Consider the following 20,392-nt stretch of genomic DNA (forward strand, 5'->3'; position numbering starts at 1 on the left):
GGCCGGTATTGCTGTGTTACCGAAGTTCATTGTGGACGAAGTCGCAAAGAGAATAGCTGGTGAAATAGCTCTCTCTGAGAGGCCAGGGGATGCTCTGAAAAAGTGGAGGGAGATCTTCGGGGTAACGCAAACGGAAGTATCGAGAGCTATGGGCGTTACTTCTAGTGTAATTAGCGACTACGAGAAAGGAAAGCGGAGTCCGGGAAGTAACTTCATCAGAAGATACGTAAACGCCCTTATTGAAATCGACAGAAATAGGGGATGGGTAGTCGTTAGTTCACTGGCCCAAAAGTTCTTAGGTATAAGTACTCGAACGATTGATTTGTGGGATTACAAGAAGGCCGTAAAAGTTGCAGATATAGTAACATCGGTCAAAGGTCACATAGTGACTTCTCACATAGATCCGGAGGAAATCGTATACGGATACATGGTAATAGATAGTTTAAGAACAATTGAAGAGATGGATAGCAAAGACTTCATGGTACTCATGGGCATGAGTTATAGGCGTGTTGTCGTATTCACCAGAGTTGAGAGCGGGCGATCGCCAATGGTTGCAATAAGGGTTTCCCAACTAAAGCCTAGCCTCGTAGTGCTTCACAGACCTACTCGGTTAGATAGACTTGGAGTTAGAATTGCTGAAAAGGAGGGCATTACTCTAATTGTGTCCCTACATCCTACAGTAAGTACGCTCATAGAATCTTTAAGGAGATTGGATGCCTAACAACCTGATTCTTGAAGCTTCAGTATAGCTTCTGCTATGTCGCCTTTCGTTTCCTCCAAGGCTTTCCGGGCAACTTCTTCACTGCAACCGGTTTCCTCTGCAACGATTTTCACGTCTTCGTCGCTTATCTCAATGACGCTCGCTCCTTCCCTTTCTATTTTCTCAACTCTAACGTCTTGAGCAATTACCTGATAGGCCTTGGCAGAACCCGGAACCTCTATTTCTATTACCTTTGGCTGTTCTATTACTATTCGCTCCTCTTCAGTTTCTATTATAACCCTCTTGGCGTCCGCTATTTCATACATCTTTATACCGGCTTTCTTCAGCATCTTTTCCAAAGATTTTCCTCCTAATCCGAACGGTAACAAAGTCTTACCCGTCCTACCCCAGCACTTGGCGATTTAATATCTGAACACGTTTGACCTAATTATTTTACTACCTAACCTTTCACTATACGACGGTAAGAAGAATCATGTTAGAATGAGGTGAAGGTGGGGTAAATGAGTTCAGTAGAGATAACGTTTTTGGGTGGCGCAAGGGAAGTCGGTAGAGCCGCTTACGTGGTAAAGGATAGCAAAGCAACGTTGCTTATGGATTACGGAGTAAGCTTCGACGAGGAAGATCGTCCGGTCCTTCCGGGCCACGTATCGCCTAAGGATTTGAACGCTATTTTACTCAGCCACGCTCATTTAGATCACAGCGGCGCTTTACCGCTCCTCTACAGCAGTATAAGAATACCGATTTACATGACTAGAACTACGAGGGATCTAACCGGAATACTTATAAACGATTTCTTGAAGCTCTCAGGATATTACGTCCCTTACGGGCACACCGAAGTAAAAGAGATGATGTCCTCGGTAAGACTAGTGAAATATAGAAAGGAGTTTCAAATTCCGGAGGCAAGTGGTGCAACCGTAACTTTCTACGATGCCGGTCACATTCCCGGAAGCGCAATGATAAAAGTGGAAATGCCAGATGGAGCAAAGGTCCTCTATACTGGCGATGTAAAGGTTCACCCAACGAAGCTGCTCAGTGGCGCTGACTTGAACGGTCTAGAAGCAGACGTTCTCATTATCGAAGGAACGTACGGGAAGAGCATACACCCGAGAAGAGAAGACGTAGAGGCCCTCCTCGTTGGTGACGTAGAGGAAGTTGCTGCCCAAGGAGGTACAATATTGATACCAGCCTTCAGCGTAGGTAGAAGCCAAGAAGTACTGTGCATATTACATGAGAGGGGTATTGATATTCCAATATATCTAGATGGAATGGTAAGAGGTGTCACAGAACTCCTTATACAGTCGCAAAACAAAAACTCTCTAAGGAACCCAGATCTTCTGGAGAAAGCGTTCGAGGAAGCGTATGTAGTAAGAGGATGGAAGGATAGGAAGCAGATATGGAAAAGGCCGTCTGTTATAATAGCGTCTGCTGGGATGTTAAGAGGCGGACCTTCTCTTTATTATGCCCGTCATCTTCAGAACGAAGCCAGAGCCGCCACATTCCTAGTTTCATTCCAAGCTCCGGGGACTCCCGGACGGAGATTACTAGAAGAAGGTAGATTGGAACCCGACTCCGGGGAGTTCAAACCACGCTTAGAATGGTTCGACTTATCTAGCCATGCTGGTCTCGATGAGTTACTGAAAATTGTTGGATCTATAAAGAACTTAAAGAAGGTAATAATCGTACACTCAGAAGAGAGTACGGCTCAATACTTCGCCGAAAGAATAAAGGAATCATATGACCTAGATGTAATTATACCGAACCCTAACGAAACCATCAAAATTGATATATGACTTACTCGAAAATAGTTATTGCCTCACAACCGCTTTTTTCCTTTATTTCGTTCAGTACTTTATCTAATTCGTTGGTAGGTACAATTATTACGTACATCTTACGGGCTGTCTTCACCTTAACTTTGCTTTTTTCGGCACCTTTCGTTACCTTACATTCGACTATATTCTTGTTAGGTTTCGATAAAACTCTTTCATTTAATTCTTCTATGGATTGAAGAAGTACTGGCATCCTTTACTCCACCCTCATCTGGAGTCTATAACGACTTATTTAACGATTGAGACACCTTTCTATATATTCTCTCTTAAGGTCTCTCTCTACGACCTCTCCCCGAGGACTCAGCTCGGTCCACGTCCTTCCTCTGAAGAGCGTTGCTTGCGTTCCTTCATCGAGCCAACAATCTGGTGGTAAACCGGCCTTAATGCAAGTCTCGGCGATGAACGTCTCTTCGTCCCAACAATATTCCACTGGTACCTCTGGTAAGAGTACGCCGCTGAACGGTCCTCTTCTTATTATTATTCCCGTTTCACCTATCTTTATTTTCTTTAAGGCTTCACGAGCACTGTACGTTTCGTGATCTCCCAAGACGCTTACCTCAACGACTAAATGGTCCATCTCATCCAGCGATACTGGGTAGAATCTTGGGTCGCTAGTAGCCGCCGCTATTGCTACGTCTACTACAGTCTCAGCTAGCGGCTTTATGGGTTCTACGTAACCTATACATCCTCTTAACTCTCTATGGGGATAAGTAAGTAAAGTTACGAATGCCGCGCCTTCTTCCAGTAATCTAGGAGGTACGTCTTCGGGCATTATTCTCCTTCCGGTCCTTAGGTACTCCTCAATAGCTCTCCTAGCTAACTTGACCAGATATTTACCATCTTCTAAAGTAAGTGAATCTAGAGATATTACCATACTACTGCTCCGAAGCGTAGAAGTCGTTTCGAGCTTAGTAAGCTTACGACTTGTAGAACGCTTACAATACTTTACTTCAACTTAACAAAGGCCTTTCCGAGGGTAGACTTGAATGAAAATCGCTCCGGGATCACTAGTATTAGATGGAAGTTTGTTCGAGGAACTTAAACATAGATTCTACCGCGTAGTCGCTAATAGGAGTGCCTTCATATTGGATGAACCGTTTATTGCAAAGGTCGTTTGTTACGGTGAAAAGTTATTCGTAAGCTTTCGCCAAGGGAGCTTAATAGTGAATACTGAAGACGACGAGGTAGTAGATGAATTATTGGATCTTGGAGCTTGTATAGTAATGGAATACGCCTGGGCTAATCTACGAGAATTAAATTGGGTTCTAAGGGAAGTGCCTAACTGGTTGGTAGAAGACGCGAAAAAGGCAGGATTTTCCATAAATAATAGAACAGGCTTAGGAACATTGAAAAGCTTCAACGAGACTGACTGTGAAGGCGAGTTACGCCTAGTTAAACCGTGGCACCCAACGGTAATAGGAATGGAAAACGGTGACGTTTGTTTTACTAAGTGTAAAACTAATCAGCCGGAACATGGTGACGTAATCGCTAGTTGCAATGGCTTTCCTGCTTTAGAAATAATAGGAGAAAACGAAGCGTTCGTGACCCCGCTGAGCGAACCATGGAAAGCGTTACCCATAGTTGCATATGTAGGTTCAAGACCCACGTAATGGGGATGAGAAATGCACGTCAGGCTGAGCTCGCGTGATGATGATTGGCCTTTATGACCCACTTAATTCGATAATACCTCTCTTTAGGAACTCTCCGGCTCGGAGACCTATTTCAGGTCCGCTTCCGATTAATTCTACATCCAAACGGGTCTTTATCTTCAAATCGAAGGCAACCGCCTTTAGCATTATCCCATTATCATTAACAAAAGATATTGCTCCCAGGGGAATATGACATCCACCACCAAAGGAAAGTAGAACGTTTCTTTCAGTTCTAGCCATTAGCTCGGAGCGATTGTCGCTCACCTTCCTTAACATCTCGTATAGTTCTGAGTCCTTGCGTGTAACGGCCACTACTATCCCTTGAGCAGGAGATGGAGTGAACGTTTTCCAATCCAAACGCTGGTATTCGACGTCAATTCCTAACCTGCGTAAACCTGCCTCAGCGAGAATTATGGCGTCGTATTCCCCTTCTCTTAACTTTCTTAGCCGGGTATCTACGTTACCTCTAAGGTCGCGTACTTCTAGATCGGGGCGTAAGTTCTTTATTAGGGCTTTCCTCCTTGCAGAGGAAGTTCCTACGACCGCTCCACTTGGAAGTTCTTCCAGTCTCTCACCATTTCTACTAATTAAGACGTCATAGGGAGGGTCGCGAGGTAAGTATAAAGCTATTACTAATTCGTCACTCAATTTAGTACTTAAGTCCTTTAGCGAATGAACCGCCACGTCAGCCTTTCCATCTATTACGGCCTTATTCACTTCCTTTTCGAAGAGCCCAACGTGACCTTTCTTAGCTAGTTCTTCAAAAGGCAACTGAAACTTGTCTCCCGTAGTTTTTACTTTAATCACTTCGAACTCGATTCCATCGTAATGTTTCGTTAAATATTCTTGGAACGTTTCGACTTGTTTTAAGCTAAGCTTACTTCCTCGAGCGGCAATGCGTACTCTCAAGCTTGAAGCACCTTAGCTACTTCCGATATCACATCGATCGTTCTCTCAACTATATCACTAGCATGCGCTGCCGAAGTGAACCAAGCTTCGAACATGCTTGGTGCAATGAAGACGCCCCTCTTAAGGAGTTCCGTATGCAATCTTTCAATTAACGCTCTATCAGCTTTTTGAGCGTCACTATAGTTTTCAACTTTCTCAACCTTAGGGAACCACTGGAACATGCTAGCTATATGATTAACAACGCCTCCAAACTTACTTACGAGTTCTTGTTCTATAGCCTTTACCACAGCGTGCGCCGCTGAGTTAGCGGTTTCGTAAACGTAATCGCGCTCTAGTTCGGAAATCGTTGCTAATCCCGCAATCATTGTTACGGGATGGGCATTGAAAGTACCAGCATTAAACACCGGGCCAGAAGGCGCCAAGTATTCCATTATCTCTTTCTTACCTCCAACAGCACCAACGGGGAATCCTCCACCTATTATCTTTCCGAGGGTCGTAATGTCAGGTATGACGTTATATCTAGCTTGGGCCCCTCCAAGACCTAGCCTATAGCCGGTAATTACTTCATCGAAAATAAGTAAAGCGCCGACGTCATCTGCTATTCTCCTCAACTCCTTTAGGAAATTATCTTTTGGGAGAATTACACCTGCATTACCCATTACTGGCTCCACTATAATAGCTGCTAGATCGTCTTGATTCTCTTTAGCTACCTTTTCTGTTGTTTCTACGTCGTTAAACGGAACGACTAGAGTGAGTCTACTTAGCTCCTCGGGTATACCGGCTGAGCCGGGAACACCGTAATGCGAAACCGCACTTCCGGCCTTTACTAGGAGACTGTCGTTAGAGCCGTGATAGCATCCATCGAACTTGATTATTTTCTTCCTCTTGGTGTACCCGCGTGCGAGACGTATCGCAGTAACTGTTGCTTCAGTTCCCGAATTGACGAACCTTACCATGTCTATTGAAGGGAAATGAGAAATTATTTTTTCGGCAAGCTTTATCTCAGCTTCGTAAGGAGTGCCGTATAACCATCCAAGCTCCAATTGTTCCTCTACTGCTTCCTTAACGCGTGGGTGTTGGTGACCTAGGATTAAAGGCCCGTACGCTAGTACGTAGTCAATCAATTCGTCTCCATCTACAGTAGTGAGGATAGCTCCTTCAGCCTTCTTAACATAGAAGGGATACGGCTTTACAGCTGCCCTTATGGGGCTATTAACGCCACCTGGAAATAGTTCCTTTGCTTTTTCGAATAACTCCTTAGAATTCATACCTAAACGTCCCTATGAATCGTGCGGAGGTACGATATATCTACTTTGAGTGAAGTCTCTACTTGTTTCTCCAGAAATGCGATTGATATATTAACACCGGGATTGGTGTAGGTAAGGGGATCAATACTATGCTATCAGTGGACATGCCTATAGCAGCCGCAGTATTGGCATTCTTGCTGACGCTCTGGCTCATCTATTTCTCTCCCGTCTCATGGATTGTGAAATCGACGATGGATATACTCTCCGATCCCATTGTCTCGCTTGTGTCCTCGGTGGTTGCAATAGCTGCTGCGATGTATGTTCTTCAAATGATATAAATTGGGGTGAATCGTCATGATTAGCTTGGATCCCGTAACTATATTCGTGTTCCTCGTGGTATACGTCGTAACCTATGCTATCACTAAGAGGCTCTTGCAAGACTTCGTTATACCATTGCTGATGGCCCTTGGCGTCGCCTACTACGCCTACTACGCCGTAGCCGCCATACTGGGTACGTGAGAAAGCTCTGTGATACTGCTCACTAACGTCATCGAGAAGTAGGTGTAAGTAAATTTGAGTTGTTTTTATATCGCTGTGACCAAGTAACTTTTGAAGGGCTGGTAGACTCATTCCCCTCCTTAACGCCTCGGTTGCAAAGGTGTGTCGAAGAACGTGAGGATGTACTCTTTCAGGAGAGAGCCCGGCCTTTCGTGCCAACTTCTTTAGTCTCTTATAAAGCCCTTGATAACTAAGCGGTATTAGTTTCCTTGTTTTAGAAATAAGCGGCCACGCTTGACGCAATGCCTCTTCAGTAAGAGGTCCGAATAAGACTATTCTTTCTTTTCCATACTTACCTCTCACCCTTATAGCTCTTCTCCTGAAATCGATGTCTCTAATTTCGATATTAAGAGCTTCCGAAGCTCTTAGACCTGTCTCTAGGAGTAGGGATACTATCAATCTATCTATAGGATCTACTGCCACCGATATGAGTGCATTAACTTCCTCAGGGGTTAAGGCATCAACTACATCACGTCTCGGCTTAGGAACTACGGGTAATCCATCTAGACCTATCCACTTAAGGAAGTTCCGCACAAAAAGGCTGTAGTAATGGAGTGTGGTTTGGAGCGCTTTTTTGTCGTTCTTATATTTTTTCGAAAATCCTGTCCTCATTCGGTACTTTATCCAGTTTAAGTAATCGGTATAGCCTATCTCCTTAAGCGGTTTGTCTCCAAGATATCTAGCGAAATCCATTATCGCGACCCGGTAGCTCTTTATGGTCTTCGGATTAGCTCCGGAAGCCTCCATAAAATCGAGAAATACTTGCATGGCTTCACTAATTCTCCATTCCAAATTTGGTTTCATTGGTGGATACTTCAATCTCCCCATCGCAATTATTAGACCTCTAAATGTTTTCGATGAGGCGGTTCCATACTACTGGGGTATTCCAAAATGATATCAGTTGTTAACTTAAACAGAGCCCTACTGTTATCATTAATATATTTCTTACTAGCCATTTCAGACTATTATACAACTAGGGCCGTTCTAGAATCTCAAAAAGGTCACGAAGCTAATCCTATTATGAATATAGTAATAGAAAACTATGGATTCAATACAGTCTTATTATTGCAGATTTTTTCATGGTTACTGTTTACAGTAGTCTTTATAATATACTATGAACAGATCCCTATGGAAGTATTCTTTATATTGCTCTTGATGAAGGCACTTGTGGTAGCAAATAACTCAATCAACACATGGGTGATCGCTGGAAATGGAAATTAAGGTAGAGGGAATAAGGTACGGCAACAAAGTAATACTTCGACCCCAAGTGTTAAAAATCGAAAGTGGAATGAATTGCCTAATAGGGCCATCGGGTAGCGGCAAAACGACGCTATTAAAATCTATACTCCGAAACATAAGAACCGATGTATCCTACTTACCTCAAGAATTGGCCGTGCCTCCCTACGTGACACCGAAAAAAATGGCCCTTTATATAGCCATGAGAAACAGATGTTCCTCTAGAACGACTTACTTGGCTAGGTTCGAGGCATACGTTTCAATTCTCAATTTGAAAAGTTTATTGGAGAAGCCTTTCGGAACCTTAAGTGCAGGTGAGAAGGAAAGGGTAATGATTGCCGTAACCTTGGCAAGGGGCTGCCATCTATATTTAGCAGATGAGCCGGAAAAGTTTCTTGATCCAAAAAACTTGGACTTGGTCATGGCACTAATAAAGAGGGAAGCCGATACATCAATTGTTGCCGTTCACAATCCTCTTGCCTTTAGCTTCTGTGACAAATTCTACGGTATATTTAATGGGGTTATAAGAGAGACTACGCCACTCGAAACCTTGGGGATAGCTTTTAAAGAAGTTAGGGGATGCAAAGTCATTTGCCCACCTAACTTTGAAACCAAGAAGAACCAATCGTAAAACTATCTTCTTTGAAGAGCACGGTTCTGAGAGCGCCTTTCAGAAGATCCTTGCGACATGCTTTCTATTTAACCACACTCAATACTGGATTTACGGGAGAACTGATATGCCACAGAAGGTTAGAATAAAGCTTGAAAAACTAACTGTCCCGAAGATAGAACTAAAAGTTCCAATAGAGGAAACCATTGGATCTAAGATAAAGGCTTTAGATATAGCGAGGGCGCCCTCAGTAAGTGTCTATAATGTCCACGAACTATTGGTGAACTTAAAACCTTTAGTGAGAAGGACAGAGGAAGAAGTAATTCCCGTGTTCAAATCGAAGTTCTCGAGAAAGGTTATTGGATTCCTAAATCAATTCGATTTAATAGTTCCTACTAGTCACAGGAGCCCTTTCACTGTGCTCGATTTCCTCAGAGAATATCCTATCTTTAACCCTGAGGACGATCTTAACAAAATTCTAGAAGAACTCGAAGACAAGCGAGCAAGAGGTGCTCCGGTAGTAGACGAGAATGGTAACCTCGTAGGCGTTATAGATTATTTTGACATAGTAAGAACGCTCAGACGAAACGGTGCTAGTAGCGAATTGAAAGTTAAAGATATTGCCAGGGAAGGTTATACTATAAATCAAAACGAGAAGGTGAACAAGGCGTGGCATAAACTGATAAATAAGTTCATACCCGGTCTAGTTGTTCTGAACGATGAAGGTAAACCAGTTGGAATAATAACTTATAAGGAATTCGTTAAAACAAACAGGTGGTTCTTCCACAGAGAAGATGAAGCCAGACCTTCTACTAAAGTAAAGACCATAATGCTACGGGGAGTTCCCGTATTAGAACCTGAAGATCCAATCACTATTGCTGCAGACAAAATGGTAAGCATGAGGGTACCAGTACTTCCAGTATCCGATGGCAGAGCTGTTTTCATAGAAGATGTTGCTAAAGCACTATCGGTTAGTACTAAGAAGTGAAGAAAGTTTCAGTCTCACTCTCACGGTACATTTTGTACTATTCCGTTTAAATTTCAAAAATGAAATTATTTTCATGGTGAAATTAGGATGTATATCTGGAGGTATGAAGCAGGCTACGTCGTGGATCCCGAAACGGGTGAAGTTATAGATCTAATTTACGATTACGGACCTTATGAAGGAAATAACGAACCTTCACTTATAATAGGAACAAGTAGTTACGAAGATAAAATAGCAGAGAAAGCATCCAGAATACAAAGAACGTTAAACGCGAGGGGTTTGAGAGACGCTCACGGAACGTACGTAAACTATTTACTCGGACTAACTAACAAATCTGTAAAGAGCCTTAAGAGAATAGAAACAAAAGAGAGATTACCTCTTACCGACAAAGAGTATGAAAAAGAGGTAAGAAGGTGGCTAGTGAAAATAGAAAAGAATCTAAGAACAATGGTCTTGACATCTAAGACAAAGAAGGCTATCGCTTGTATACTAGCAGCGAGAAGTCTCGATAGAGAACTATCAGTTTCAGAAGTAGCTAGGTTCTATGAGATCGATGAGAAGTACCTAAGAAAGGTTCTTAGTAGGGTGACTAAGCGATTGCTGCCTTATATGTTGCGTTAAACTTTTGCTACTTCAACTTCAGATAAAGCGCCCTTCTTAGAGACTTCTATTACTTTGTTTGCAACGTCCACTATCTCTCGGTCGTGAGTTACAACTATTAATTGTTCTATAGACTTCCTACTCGCATCCATTATTATCTCCTTAAGCGCTTTTTTCCTTTCACTATCAAGATATATTGTAGGTTCGTCCAAGATCATGAATTGGATTGGCGTCTCTGTGAACAGCCTTAACAGTGCTAATTTTAGGGCTAATGCCACGCTAACTTTCTCACCACCCGATAGCATACCGACATCTATTTCTCCTAATGGAGAATATGCTATTACGTTCCAGTTTTCATCAATATAAACATTCGATATAGATGTCTCGAAGCTTCTCAATATATTACTTGCTTCAATGTTCCAATTCTCTCTTAAATAATTCATTAATTTAGATGGTATTTTATCTGAAAGGTCTTTCCTAAGGGTTCTGAGGAATTGTACGAAACTTTCAACCTTAATAATTTCAAGGTCAATAACTTTCATTTCATTTCTTAAACTCTCAATTTCATCTAATCTCTTTTTATACTCTTGGAGTAGTCTGTTTGTTGCAGATACTTCTTTCTCTAATTGCGTGATCTCATCCGTTAGTTTTTCGTACAGTTCTTTTAACTTGTTGTATTCATCTTCATTGAAACCCAATTGGTTTATTTCTTCCCGAAGACTTTCTTCTTCTCTCAACAACGGCTTGAGTCTCTCCTCTATCTCTTCAATCCTGCTTCTTATATTAGAAGCCTTCTGAACTTTGTCTTCAAGTTCAACAAGTTTACGTTTCACTTCAGCATACTTACTATAAGAGTCAATGATTTCTTGGGGGTCTGATGGTAAAATCGATTCTATCTTCCTTATTTCCTCGAGTATTTTATTTCTCTTTACAACACGTCCTAGCAGATTCTCTTTTTGCCTTTGAATCTCCCTAATCTCTCTATCTAGGGCTTTAATCTTTTCGTTGAGTTCGTCTCTTCGTCGAACCAATTTCGATCGGACTCTCCGCGCCTCTTCGATTGTTGTAACGTTATTCTCAGCGATGCTGGAAATTATGAAGTACAACTGGAAGATGTTTTGATTAAGCTCATCTAGATTTTCTACAGAAAAGGAGTTCAATATGGCTTGAATTGAATCGTATTTACTCTTCAGTCTCTCACGTAGACTCCAAAGCTCTTCTAACCTCACCTTCAACTTCTTATATTCGCTGTAGTACGTTGAGAGTCTAGATTGAAGAACATTTAGTTCATTTGAATATTCTTTGATCTTTCTATCTCGTTCTTCTGGACTAAGTGGTCTACCGCAGACCGGACATATACTCGATCCTTTTAATTTGTCTATCTTTTCCTTCAGCTCACTAATTAGTGCTTGCATATACGCTATTTCCTCTTCTCGTTGCTTCAGTTTCCTTTCAATTTCTTCAATTTCCATAGAAGTCTTCTCCACTTGCCCTTTTAGTTCATCAATAGATGGATACGATTCTAAAAGCATTAGAATACGTTTCCGTGCATTCTCAAGTATTTCTAGCTCCTTTATAGTCGGATCCAAGTTGCCTAGGTCTTGCGTAATGTTTTCTAGATCCTCGCGTAACTTCCTTAGGAGTTCCTCCTTCCCCGAAATTTCTCTTTCTAACTCCCGCAGCTTTTCTTCGCTTCCCTCAAGTTCCTTTAGCTCTAACTTTAGCTTAATAAGGTTCTGTGCCGATTCAAAATATCGGACAAGCGATTCGAGTCTCTCGTATTCATCCCTAAGCTGATCCCGGAGATTTTTCATTTGAAGTAAGTCTTTTCCATGAAGTAGTTCGCGTAGTTCCTTATCTAGCTCTTCTTTCCTTCTCCTTAATTCGTCTATCTTATTTAGTATGTCTCGGTGTTTAGCATTCATCAGATTGTACTTTTCCCTAAGCCTCTCAAGCTCTTCAAGAGAAGTTTTTACTTCAATCAATCGCGTCTTATTAAGATTGAGTTTATTACTAAGTTCACTAAACTTCTCGCTTAAGCTAGAATATTCTTTTCGAAGCCTCTCCAGTTCGTTTATCTTCTCCAAGATAGTCTTCTTCCTAACCTTTAACTCAGATAGATGATCGAGGTATTTATTAGTAATTACGTCGCCCAGCTTCTCCTTTACCACTTTCAGTTCACGTAACCTCAAAAGTTTTTCAACGAACTCCCTTCTATTGGATGATGTCATATCAACCAGTTCCGTGAGCTTTCCTTGAGGCACGAAGAGGAGCTCCTTTAATACGTTCTGCGATCCTTCTTCGAGACCGAATAATTTAACTACTTCTTCCGTTACTTTCGAGTTACCTTTCGCGAGGATACGGCACCCTTCTCTATTACAGATCTTTAAATAGGCGTAACCTTGCGAAGTAGCGCTTAGACTTCTCTCTATCTGTATTTCCTCTCTTCCTTTTGAGAACTTAACTGTGACCTTAGCTTCTCTAGCGCCTCTTTGGATTAAATCAACCTTTCTTCGAACACTTCGACTGACGGGTACACCGAAAATAGCGAAAGAGATTGCATCGATAATGCTACTTTTCCCTGCTCCATTAGGTCCCACAATAGCTATTACACCACTTTCTAAATTTAGGGATGTCCTTCTATGAGATAAGAATCTTTCTATTTCGATTTCCTTAAGTATCAAACCCTATCTCCCCAATGGATCGCAGAGATATTGGAGGACTTAGTCACGTGGCGCCGGGGGCGGGATTCGAACCCGCGCGGGGAGATCCCCCAGTGGGTCTCGAGCCCACCCCCTTAGGCCGCTCGGGCACCCCGGCACCGTCAAGAGGAGTATGGTAAATTAAATATTAAAAGCTTAAAGTTCATTCTCATCATAGAACATAAGCACGCAAATGTACGCTTCGTAATCTATTTGGGTACAAGTAGCTACGTATCCACCATTACCCTTCGAGAGGCCAACCAGTTTTCTAGCTTCCCGTTCGCCACATACTTCAACGTTTAATGGCTTAACGTCACGAAGGACCTTGGATATATTCTTAACATAGTATTTAACAACGGAACAAACGTTTTCGAAATCATCAGTAATTAGATCTTCGTGAAATACTTTAACGTAAAGTGTGCCAGGTTCTGTCTCTACGTAATCATCCGTTATATAGAATATAGTCTTATCGAGTTCTATTGGCATCTCACGAAACGGTGGGGGTTACAGGATATAAACGAAGCGCTTAGACCGGGAGCCTTTTGGGAGTAGGTAGTTGGGGTCGAATATTTTCGCTTTTCGGGTGGAATGAGCTCGGGTATTCAAGATGGTATTCGTAGAACCAGAGGAGGGATGGAACGAAGAAACTGAAGTTATCCATGGAGGGGAATATAGGGACGAGGAAACAGGCTCTATAGTGACACCTATATTCGTCTCAGTAATTTACAAGTATCCCGAAGGGAACCCTTACGGCTACAAATACGCCAGAAATTCAAGTCCGACTATCGAAGTTCTCGAGAGGAAAATGGCCTACGTTGAAAAAGGGAGCGATGCCGTTGCGTTCTCAAGTGGTATGGCAGCAATAAGCACAACGTTGCTAACCCTCTTAAAACCGGGAGATAAAATAGTGACATCTAAGGACATATATGGCACTTCATACGAGTTCATTACTAGATTCCTGGGCTCGTTAAACGTTCGCGTTAACGAAAACGGGATCGCCGATTCCGTTCTTGAACAGATCGATGAAGATACAAAGGTGGTTTTCATAGAAACGATAAGTAATCCGTTGCTCTTAGTACCACCAGTTGACGAAGTAATTAAGAGATCTAGAGAAGTTGGGGCCAAGGTTATTGTTGATAACACCTTTGCAACGCCAGTTAATTTCATGCCACTGAAATACGGTGCCGATATTGTAGTCCATAGTGCAAGTAAATACTTAGGGGGTCATAATGACGTCTTGGGAGGTGTAGCTGTAACTAAAGATAGGAAAATTGGAATGAGTATCAGGAACAGTAGAAGGTTGCTGGGGGGCGTCCCCGATCCACATCAAGTATACTTCGTAATCAGAGGACTGAAGACGTTATTCGTAAGAGTAAAACACCACAACGAAGCGGCCTTGGAAGTAGCGAAGTTCTTGAAAGATCATCCAAAGGTTGAAAGAGTTTATTATCCTTGCCTACCGGATCACCCGAGCTATAAAAACGCTAAGAGGTTGCTAAGGGGATGTGGCGGAGTAGTTAGCTTCGAAGTAAAGGGAAATGGAATGGATGCTATAAAGGTCATGAAGGCAGTTAAGGTAATTCAAAGAACTGCGTCGCTAGGGGGAGTTGAAAGCATTATAACGCATCCAGCAACCATGACCCACCATACTCTACCAGACGAAGTGAGGAGAGAGCTAGGCATAAATGATAATCTCCTGAGATTGAGCATAGGCTTAGAGAACGTAGATGATATCATAAACGATCTGGATCAAGCCTTGTCTAAAATATGAGTATGTAATCTATGAAACACAGAAAGCCTTAACCTTAGCTGATTTATATATCGGTGTACCAGAACGTACATCCCTGGGTTCGAACGGTATCAAAGAATTCACTTTCAAACCTACGTGGTTGAAAAAAGCCACGATAACGTTCCTCGGAACCCTCTTGGTATGTAAAACATCTCCCGAAACACATACGCCAGTATAAGGAGAGCAGACTTTTATTTTCGAACAACCGCTGAATTCCTCTGGATTAACGTAAAACGCTTTCTTCATTGAGTTCCTCTCCAGTATTTCATCGGCCCCCTTGGTAGTCCACAAGGCGGGATCACGCGTTGTATAAAACCAATAACCCTCATCCCTATGAATATGGAATATTTCAACTCTAGGCGGCGTGACTTCCTTCCAAGTTCTCGGTTTTTCTATGTATTGATCATATCCATTATATAATTTATAGACGTCAATATTTCTATAATACGGAACTATCTCAAATGCAGTATAGGTGACCTCACGCAAGTCATGAAAGTGCACGTCGAAGTATTCCAAGACCTCTCTATATATTCTAAACGCTACGTTCTCACCTATTTCGAAAGCAGTAACTCTTCCATCCCCACTTGTAACAGTTCCTTGGGAGTTTACGAGAGGGGTAGTTGGTATGATGAGATCGGCAAATATACTGCTTTCCGTAAACTTTGGGGTTAGTTGTATTACTTTCGATCGAAGAAGCTTTAACGCGACTTCCTCAGAGTTTGGTAGAGATGCAATGACGTTCTGACATTGAATTAAATAAACTGGATAATCCACCTTGAAGGCAGTTACTAGGTCAGAACCTGCCCTCGAAGGTATTTCAGACTTGATTATACCTTCTATAGTCTTAAAATATCTTCTCAAATGTGGTACCAAACCCATATCGCCAGCGCCTTGCACGTTTACCTTTCCACGCAAGGTAGCGATTTTTCCTCCTCTCTTTAGAAAGGCTTGGAGTAATCGAATCAGAATAGAATAACCGTAGCCTGAATGAGTTACCCCCATACCATGAACTAAGACTGGTGCGCGAGCGTCTTCCCAAAAATGGATGGTTTTCTCAATTGTGTCCGCATCTAACCATTCTTGAACCCAAAGTGGAACTTCTCTTCTATACGTGTAGTTGTATAATAACTCGGAGAGCGCTAGGTAACCGGGACCCGGCGGGATTATTATTCCCTCATCAGCTTGCACCATAGTAAAACTCGTCCAACTATCTATAACGATGATTTTCCTCGCTTCCCTCTTTATCTTTGACCAGAAGACCGGATACGTTACTGCTACGTCACTTCCAATGATGAAAACTTCACTATCGTTAAGCTCGTCATCTAGGCTAAAGTTAGTAGTTGGAAGTCCAAATATATCCCAATAAGCATCTATTGAAGGGGCATGACAGACCCTTCCGCAATGATCTACGTCGTTCGTCCCCAAGGCCCGTGCTAGTAAGTTCAATAAGAAGGCGCTTTCGTTAGTGTCTTCAGCAGATCCAATATAGTAAGTTCTATTTTTAGAAATCCATTCCACTATTATCTCAATTGCTTCTTCGAGTTTAATTGGATTATATAAACCGTCTTCGTAAAGCAATACTTCTGGTACAGGGTTGCGTGAGAAGTAGTTAATGACACCGTAAGCTCGGGCGCAAGCTTCCTTCAAGGGCTTCTTACTAGATGCATCTAGTTTACATCCGACTCCGCAAAAAGGACATGGTACGCTCGCTTTCTTCATGTACTCCCTCTTTTCGGTCTTCCTCTTGCTAATTATTTCAACTGCTAGAAGAGCTACGTTAGGTGATGATGGCGATTTAAGCTACTTGAAACTGATTTTAGCGAGTTAAGGTTCAAGTGAATACAATACTTGATGTCTTTTAGGATTGGTTTCCTCCGGATTCGCGACAATATATAAAATAATCGAAGATGATCTAACCTCGTATTCTCTCTTTGTGAGCTATTAACTCAACCATCTCAGTGGGTAGAGGTTGGACGTTGACCTCTAATACTTCTACTACTTTCTCTAGTTTCTTCGCTAACCACTCAATATCCTTTTTCTTACCAGAGACTCTTAGACTGACTTCCTTTGTCTTACCCACGTCTACCACTGCCATGTCGTGGAAGCGTATTGGGGCTTTCCTTACCACATGTATGGCTCTTGCAAGGCCGTCCAGACCTCCATCAATGGCAGCGTATAACGAGAACTTTATGACGTATGCCTCGTGCTCTGACATTGTTATCACCTCACACTACTATACCTTGGGCTTGTTCGGGGGTTAAGATTATGTTTTCAGGAGCAATTACCTTACCAGGAGCTATCATCGGAAGCACCATTATATCTGGATCTACTATATAGTCTATAACCAAGGCTTCGCCTTGAGCTACGCGCCTTATCGCTTTCCTCATTTCATCATAGCTTTCCGGCCTCACCCCATCTATTCCGAAGCTATTTGCTAGTTTGACGAAGTCAGGCAAGTAGGCTAAGTTTTCACCAACACGTCTCTTACCGAAGAATAGATCTTGCCATTGCCTTATTAGTTGTAACGATCCATTATCGAATATGAGAACACCTACGTTGAGGTTATATTGTCTAACCGTAGCGAGGTTCTGTGAAGTCATTAAGAAGCTGCCATCACCGTCGATATCTAGAACAGGCTTATCTGGGGCTGCTGCTTTCGCACCAATAGCTGCTGGGAAGCCATATCCCATGGTACCTAATCCACCGCTGGTTAGGTAAGTACCGGGAACGTAGACGGGGTAGTGGAGCGCTGCCCACATTTGATGTCCTCCAACGCCTGTCGTGACGATTGCATCTTTGGGTAGTTCCTCTCTTACTATCTTAAGCACTTTCCAAGGCATCATTCCCTTTCCTCTTTCTTTTAATAGTATTTCCCATGCGTAGTCACCAAATTCCTTTGCCTTCTTGATTATAGGCACTTCCTCATCACGCCTGAAGTTCAGTATTTCTGTAATGTACCTTATTAGCTTCGTTAGTATCTCTTTGGCATCACCAACTATACCCACGTCGGGATCGATGTTCTTGCCTATCTCACTTTTGTCTATATCGATATGGATTATTTTCTTACCTTTCTTAAACTCGGTAAAATTACCAACGGTTCTGTCGGAGAACCTTGTGCCTATAGCAATTACTACATCGGCGTTGTAAAGAGCGTAGTTTGCTTCTGGACGACCATGCATTCCCGCGTTACCAAGGAATAGGGGGTGTTCGGCCGGAATCGCTGTTTTACCCATCAACGTGGTAACTATGGGTGCCATTAATATTTCGGCCAGCTTCAATACTTCTTGCGTTGCTCCGGACCACCAAACGCCTCCACCAACTAATATTACGGGATTCTCTGAATTGACAATGATTTTCGCTGCCTTCCCGATTAGGTCTACTGGCGCCGGTGGTGGTGATAGTTCGTATCCTGGGATCCATTCCTTTAATACTTCCTCTTCGCTCGGCCAATAGAAATCGATGTCTACCTTCCAGAAGTCTCGCGGAACGTCAACTAGCACGGGACCTGGTCTATTGGTTACAGATATTATCTTAGCCGCTCTTATTGCCCAAGTTACTTGGGAGGGATCTCTAACCAGTAGACTATGTTTAGTTATAGGCATGGTCACTCCAACAACGTCAGTTTCTTGGAAAGCGTCTCTACCCATAACGCTCATTGGAACCTGACCGGTAATCGCGATCATGGGAGCGCTATCCATATACGCTGTAGCTAGGCCCGTGACCAGATTGGTTGCACCTGGACCTGAAGTTGCAAAGGCTACGCCGGGGATCTTCCTCTTGACCCTGCCGTAAGCATCGGCAGCGTGAGCAGCTCCTTGCTCGTGACGCATAAGTATCACGTTTACGTCGTGATCCGGTATTTTCTCGTAAAGACCAAGGTTAGCGCTTCCTGGTATTCCGAAGACCGTTTTAAGTCCTTCTCTTTCTAGAGCCTCTAGGAGCGCATCAGCTACATGCATCTTCTCCACCTCCTTGGATACTAAAGGTAGTTGTTTCAGACCTCTTTCCGAAGTTGCGTTTTGACATCTGTAACATTCCTCTTCTAGTGATTATCTCAATTCCAAGGGCATCAACCCTCCTCGTCGATGGGGTTAGGCTACCATGTGGTTTAAATGTGTTAACAATTTCGACAACACATGCTAACTCTCTTTTAAGAATTCGACGAATTCTCGAATAGACTTTTTGAGGATAGTTATTTCCTCCTCTTTACGAGGGGTATGGGACATTCCGTTTATTTCGACTAGCTTGCACTTCGGAATCTTTTTGCAGAACTGGATGCTTTGTTCTATTGGAACAACCTTATCGTCTGTTCCATGAATTATTAATACCGGTTTTTCATACCGGAAATTCATAGGACTCAATCTAACCATTTCCTCTATTTTAACCAAACTCGCTATTTCATCGTATATTTTCTTTAAGGAAGGCGTTCTTCTCATGTACTCCAGTTGAAATGAGAGATCTGTAGGAGGTGCAACGGCTATTGCCGGTTTAGATCTTTGAGCCGCTAGTATAAGGGATAACGCACCTCCCATACTATGACCTGAAAACGCATCTGCATCTAGGCCGAGCGTTTTGACGTATTCATAGGCTTTGACCAGAGGTTGGGGGAGTTTCGGTGCCGTTACGTCGATCTCGAGTTCTTCGAAGGCTTCAATTAACCACTTAATCCTCGAAGGCGATGAACCGTAGCCATGAAACGTCAATACCTTTTCAATGCGCATCCGCAGAACGCCTCAGTCTCGCAAGAATTTCGAAAGATATTAATAGTTACTATACGCGCTAAAAGATACGTTTTAATAAAATCCCGTTAGTAGCCGCTTCGGTGGAACTTCGTGGCATTAGAATTTAAAATAGTTGTAAATGATCCGAAAGCTGAGCCCCACCCCAGGGGACATAAGGTTCACGTAAAGGGCGTAGACGAAATTCCCTTCTCGAAAGAGGAAGAAATTGATCAAGGTACGCGCCTCCCGGTAGCTAAGGCAAATCCCAAGCTACTGGAGGCGCTTAATGCCGAATACTCGATAGTAACGGTTAGGCTCCTAAAGAAGGAAGGTGACGAAAAGAAGAAAATTACAGCTCACTTCGTAGTCGAAGCCGACGAAAACGTACCCGAGAACGAGATTTGGGCCAACACCGAGTTCCTATCCACAAGGTTCGGCGAAAACGAGTTCGATGGTGAGGCATTCAGAACGAAAGCGTTCCAAATTACGTTAAAGGGCGAACAAGCTAGGCAATTCGTTGGAAAGAAATACAAAGACTTAGTACCAGCATCCGTCCTTGGAATAAAGACTCTGAAGGGGAAGTTCTTGGAAATCAGGGGTGGAAGTGACGAAAGCGGATTTCCAATGAGACCCGACATACCTGGACCAGTAAAGAAGAGAGTCCTATTATCCGGACCTCCGGGATTCCATCCAAGAGAACACGGTGAAAGGAGGAGGAAAACTGTAAGGGGTAATACAATAACTGAGGACTACGTCCAAATAAACACCAAAATAGTTGAAGGTTAATTACATTAGATAATCATTTTTATGCGCTCGAGCACCGTTCCTTGGTACTACAT

At 42.7% G+C, this 20,392-nt stretch carries 22 protein-coding genes and 1 tRNA gene; 9 read left to right on the forward strand and 14 right to left on the reverse strand.

Features of this window, described 5'->3' with window-relative positions; translation table 11 throughout:
* Nucleotides 1–31 precede the first annotated feature (31 nt).
* Nucleotides 32–721, forward strand: a complete 690-nt coding sequence (locus tag EYM_RS06995) for a helix-turn-helix domain-containing protein (RefSeq protein ID WP_217221080.1) — start codon at nt 32–34, stop codon at nt 719–721.
* Here the strand turns inward: EYM_RS06995 and EYM_RS07000 are convergent.
* Nucleotides 718–1,059: a nascent polypeptide-associated complex protein gene (locus tag EYM_RS07000; protein WP_217221081.1), complete on the reverse strand. Its 342-nt coding sequence runs from the start codon at nt 1,057–1,059 to the stop codon at nt 718–720. The genes EYM_RS06995 and EYM_RS07000 overlap by 4 nt on opposite strands.
* Before the next feature lie 162 nt (nt 1,060–1,221).
* On the opposite strand from EYM_RS07000, the gene EYM_RS07005 reads away from it, so the two are divergent.
* Complete coding sequence (locus EYM_RS07005) at nt 1,222–2,511, forward strand: MBL fold metallo-hydrolase (protein WP_075050408.1); 1,290 nt, start codon at nt 1,222–1,224, stop codon at nt 2,509–2,511.
* 1 nt (nt 2,512) lies between these two features.
* Here the strand turns inward: EYM_RS07005 and EYM_RS07010 are convergent, their stop codons facing one another.
* Nucleotides 2,513–2,740: a hypothetical protein gene (locus EYM_RS07010; RefSeq protein WP_075050410.1), complete on the reverse strand. Its 228-nt coding sequence runs from the start codon at nt 2,738–2,740 to the stop codon at nt 2,513–2,515.
* Between the two features lie 39 nt (nt 2,741–2,779).
* Nucleotides 2,780–3,421, reverse strand: a complete 642-nt coding sequence (locus EYM_RS07015; protein ID WP_075050411.1) for a TIGR00296 family protein — start codon at nt 3,419–3,421, stop codon at nt 2,780–2,782.
* Between the two features lie 112 nt (nt 3,422–3,533).
* On the opposite strand from EYM_RS07015, the gene EYM_RS07020 reads away from it, so the two are divergent.
* Entirely contained in the window at nt 3,534–4,157 is a 624-nt protein-coding gene (locus tag EYM_RS07020) for a hypothetical protein (RefSeq protein ID WP_075050412.1), read from the forward strand.
* A 51-nt stretch (nt 4,158–4,208) separates the two neighbouring features.
* On the opposite strand, the gene hemC is transcribed toward EYM_RS07020, so the two are convergent.
* From hemC to xerA, 4 genes are read right to left on the reverse strand one after another with little or no spacing between them, the layout of a single operon-like run.
* Nucleotides 4,209–5,105, reverse strand: a complete 897-nt coding sequence (gene hemC / locus EYM_RS07025) for a hydroxymethylbilane synthase (protein ID WP_075050413.1) — start codon at nt 5,103–5,105, stop codon at nt 4,209–4,211.
* A complete protein-coding gene (gene hemL, locus EYM_RS07030; RefSeq protein ID WP_075050414.1) occupies nt 5,102–6,373 on the reverse strand; it encodes a glutamate-1-semialdehyde 2,1-aminomutase in 1,272 nt (423 codons plus the stop codon). The genes hemC and hemL overlap by 4 nt, the downstream gene beginning before the upstream one ends.
* A gap of 58 nt (nt 6,374–6,431) precedes the next feature.
* Nucleotides 6,432–6,566: a hypothetical protein gene (locus tag EYM_RS07955; RefSeq protein ID WP_257720659.1), complete on the reverse strand. Its 135-nt coding sequence runs from the start codon at nt 6,564–6,566 to the stop codon at nt 6,432–6,434.
* Complete coding sequence (gene xerA, locus EYM_RS07035; RefSeq protein WP_083495115.1) at nt 6,563–7,738, reverse strand: site-specific tyrosine recombinase/integron integrase; 1,176 nt, start codon at nt 7,736–7,738, stop codon at nt 6,563–6,565. Before xerA ends, EYM_RS07955 begins: the two co-directional genes overlap by 4 nt.
* A 63-nt stretch (nt 7,739–7,801) precedes the next feature.
* On the opposite strand from xerA, the gene EYM_RS07040 reads away from it, so the two are divergent.
* The 4 genes from EYM_RS07040 to EYM_RS07055 all read left to right on the forward strand — a co-directional run bounded on the left by EYM_RS07040 (nt 7,802) and on the right by EYM_RS07055 (nt 10,362).
* Nucleotides 7,802–8,131 (forward strand): DUF5658 family protein, encoded by a 330-nt coding sequence (locus EYM_RS07040; RefSeq protein WP_075050416.1) that lies wholly within the window; start codon nt 7,802–7,804, stop codon nt 8,129–8,131.
* Nucleotides 8,121–8,777 carry an ATP-binding cassette domain-containing protein gene (locus tag EYM_RS07045; protein ID WP_075050417.1) on the forward strand — a complete coding sequence of 219 codons (657 nt, stop codon included), beginning with the start codon at nt 8,121–8,123 and terminating at the stop codon, nt 8,775–8,777. Before EYM_RS07040 ends, EYM_RS07045 begins: the two co-directional genes overlap by 11 nt.
* A gap of 106 nt (nt 8,778–8,883) precedes the next feature.
* Complete coding sequence (locus tag EYM_RS07050) at nt 8,884–9,744, forward strand: CBS domain-containing protein (protein WP_075050418.1); 861 nt, start codon at nt 8,884–8,886, stop codon at nt 9,742–9,744.
* A gap of 87 nt (nt 9,745–9,831) precedes the next feature.
* Complete coding sequence (locus EYM_RS07055) at nt 9,832–10,362, forward strand: hypothetical protein (protein ID WP_075050419.1); 531 nt, start codon at nt 9,832–9,834, stop codon at nt 10,360–10,362.
* On the opposite strand, the gene EYM_RS07060 is transcribed toward EYM_RS07055, so the two are convergent.
* The 3 genes from EYM_RS07060 to EYM_RS07070 form a co-directional block, all read right to left on the reverse strand.
* Nucleotides 10,359–13,025, reverse strand: coding sequence for an AAA family ATPase (locus EYM_RS07060; RefSeq protein WP_075050420.1), 2,667 nt, complete (start codon nt 13,023–13,025; stop codon nt 10,359–10,361). The genes EYM_RS07055 and EYM_RS07060 overlap by 4 nt on opposite strands.
* A 48-nt stretch (nt 13,026–13,073) precedes the next feature.
* Nucleotides 13,074–13,161 (reverse strand) — tRNA-Ser (locus EYM_RS07065).
* Between the two features lie 38 nt (nt 13,162–13,199).
* Complete coding sequence (locus EYM_RS07070) at nt 13,200–13,529, reverse strand: hypothetical protein (protein ID WP_075050421.1); 330 nt, start codon at nt 13,527–13,529, stop codon at nt 13,200–13,202.
* Between the two features lie 121 nt (nt 13,530–13,650).
* On the opposite strand from EYM_RS07070, the gene EYM_RS07075 reads away from it, so the two are divergent.
* Nucleotides 13,651–14,814, forward strand: coding sequence for a trans-sulfuration enzyme family protein (locus EYM_RS07075; protein WP_083495116.1), 1,164 nt, complete (start codon nt 13,651–13,653; stop codon nt 14,812–14,814).
* 9 nt (nt 14,815–14,823) lie between these two features.
* On the opposite strand, the gene EYM_RS07080 is transcribed toward EYM_RS07075, so the two are convergent.
* The 4 genes from EYM_RS07080 to EYM_RS07095 form a co-directional block, all read right to left on the reverse strand.
* Nucleotides 14,824–16,551 (reverse strand): molybdopterin oxidoreductase family protein, encoded by a 1,728-nt coding sequence (locus EYM_RS07080; protein WP_075050422.1) that lies wholly within the window; start codon nt 16,549–16,551, stop codon nt 14,824–14,826.
* A gap of 193 nt (nt 16,552–16,744) precedes the next feature.
* A complete protein-coding gene (locus EYM_RS07085) occupies nt 16,745–17,047 on the reverse strand; it encodes an ACT domain-containing protein (protein ID WP_075050423.1) in 303 nt (100 codons plus the stop codon).
* Between the two features lie 10 nt (nt 17,048–17,057).
* Nucleotides 17,058–18,791, reverse strand: coding sequence for a biosynthetic-type acetolactate synthase large subunit (ilvB, locus tag EYM_RS07090; RefSeq protein ID WP_075050424.1), 1,734 nt, complete (start codon nt 18,789–18,791; stop codon nt 17,058–17,060).
* Between the two features lie 180 nt (nt 18,792–18,971).
* Nucleotides 18,972–19,553, reverse strand: a complete 582-nt coding sequence (locus EYM_RS07095) for an alpha/beta hydrolase family protein (RefSeq protein ID WP_083495117.1) — start codon at nt 19,551–19,553, stop codon at nt 18,972–18,974.
* A 111-nt stretch (nt 19,554–19,664) separates the two neighbouring features.
* On the opposite strand from EYM_RS07095, the gene EYM_RS07100 reads away from it, so the two are divergent.
* The gene (locus EYM_RS07100; RefSeq protein ID WP_075050426.1) at nt 19,665–20,339 is read left to right on the forward strand and encodes a 30S ribosomal protein S6e; all 675 of its coding nucleotides are present in this window, start codon (nt 19,665–19,667) and stop codon (nt 20,337–20,339) included.
* Nucleotides 20,340–20,392 lie beyond the last annotated feature (53 nt).

This window comes from Ignicoccus islandicus DSM 13165 (genome assembly GCF_001481685.1).
In the GTDB taxonomy this organism is placed as follows: domain Archaea; phylum Thermoproteota; class Thermoprotei_A; order Sulfolobales; family Ignicoccaceae; genus Ignicoccus; species Ignicoccus islandicus.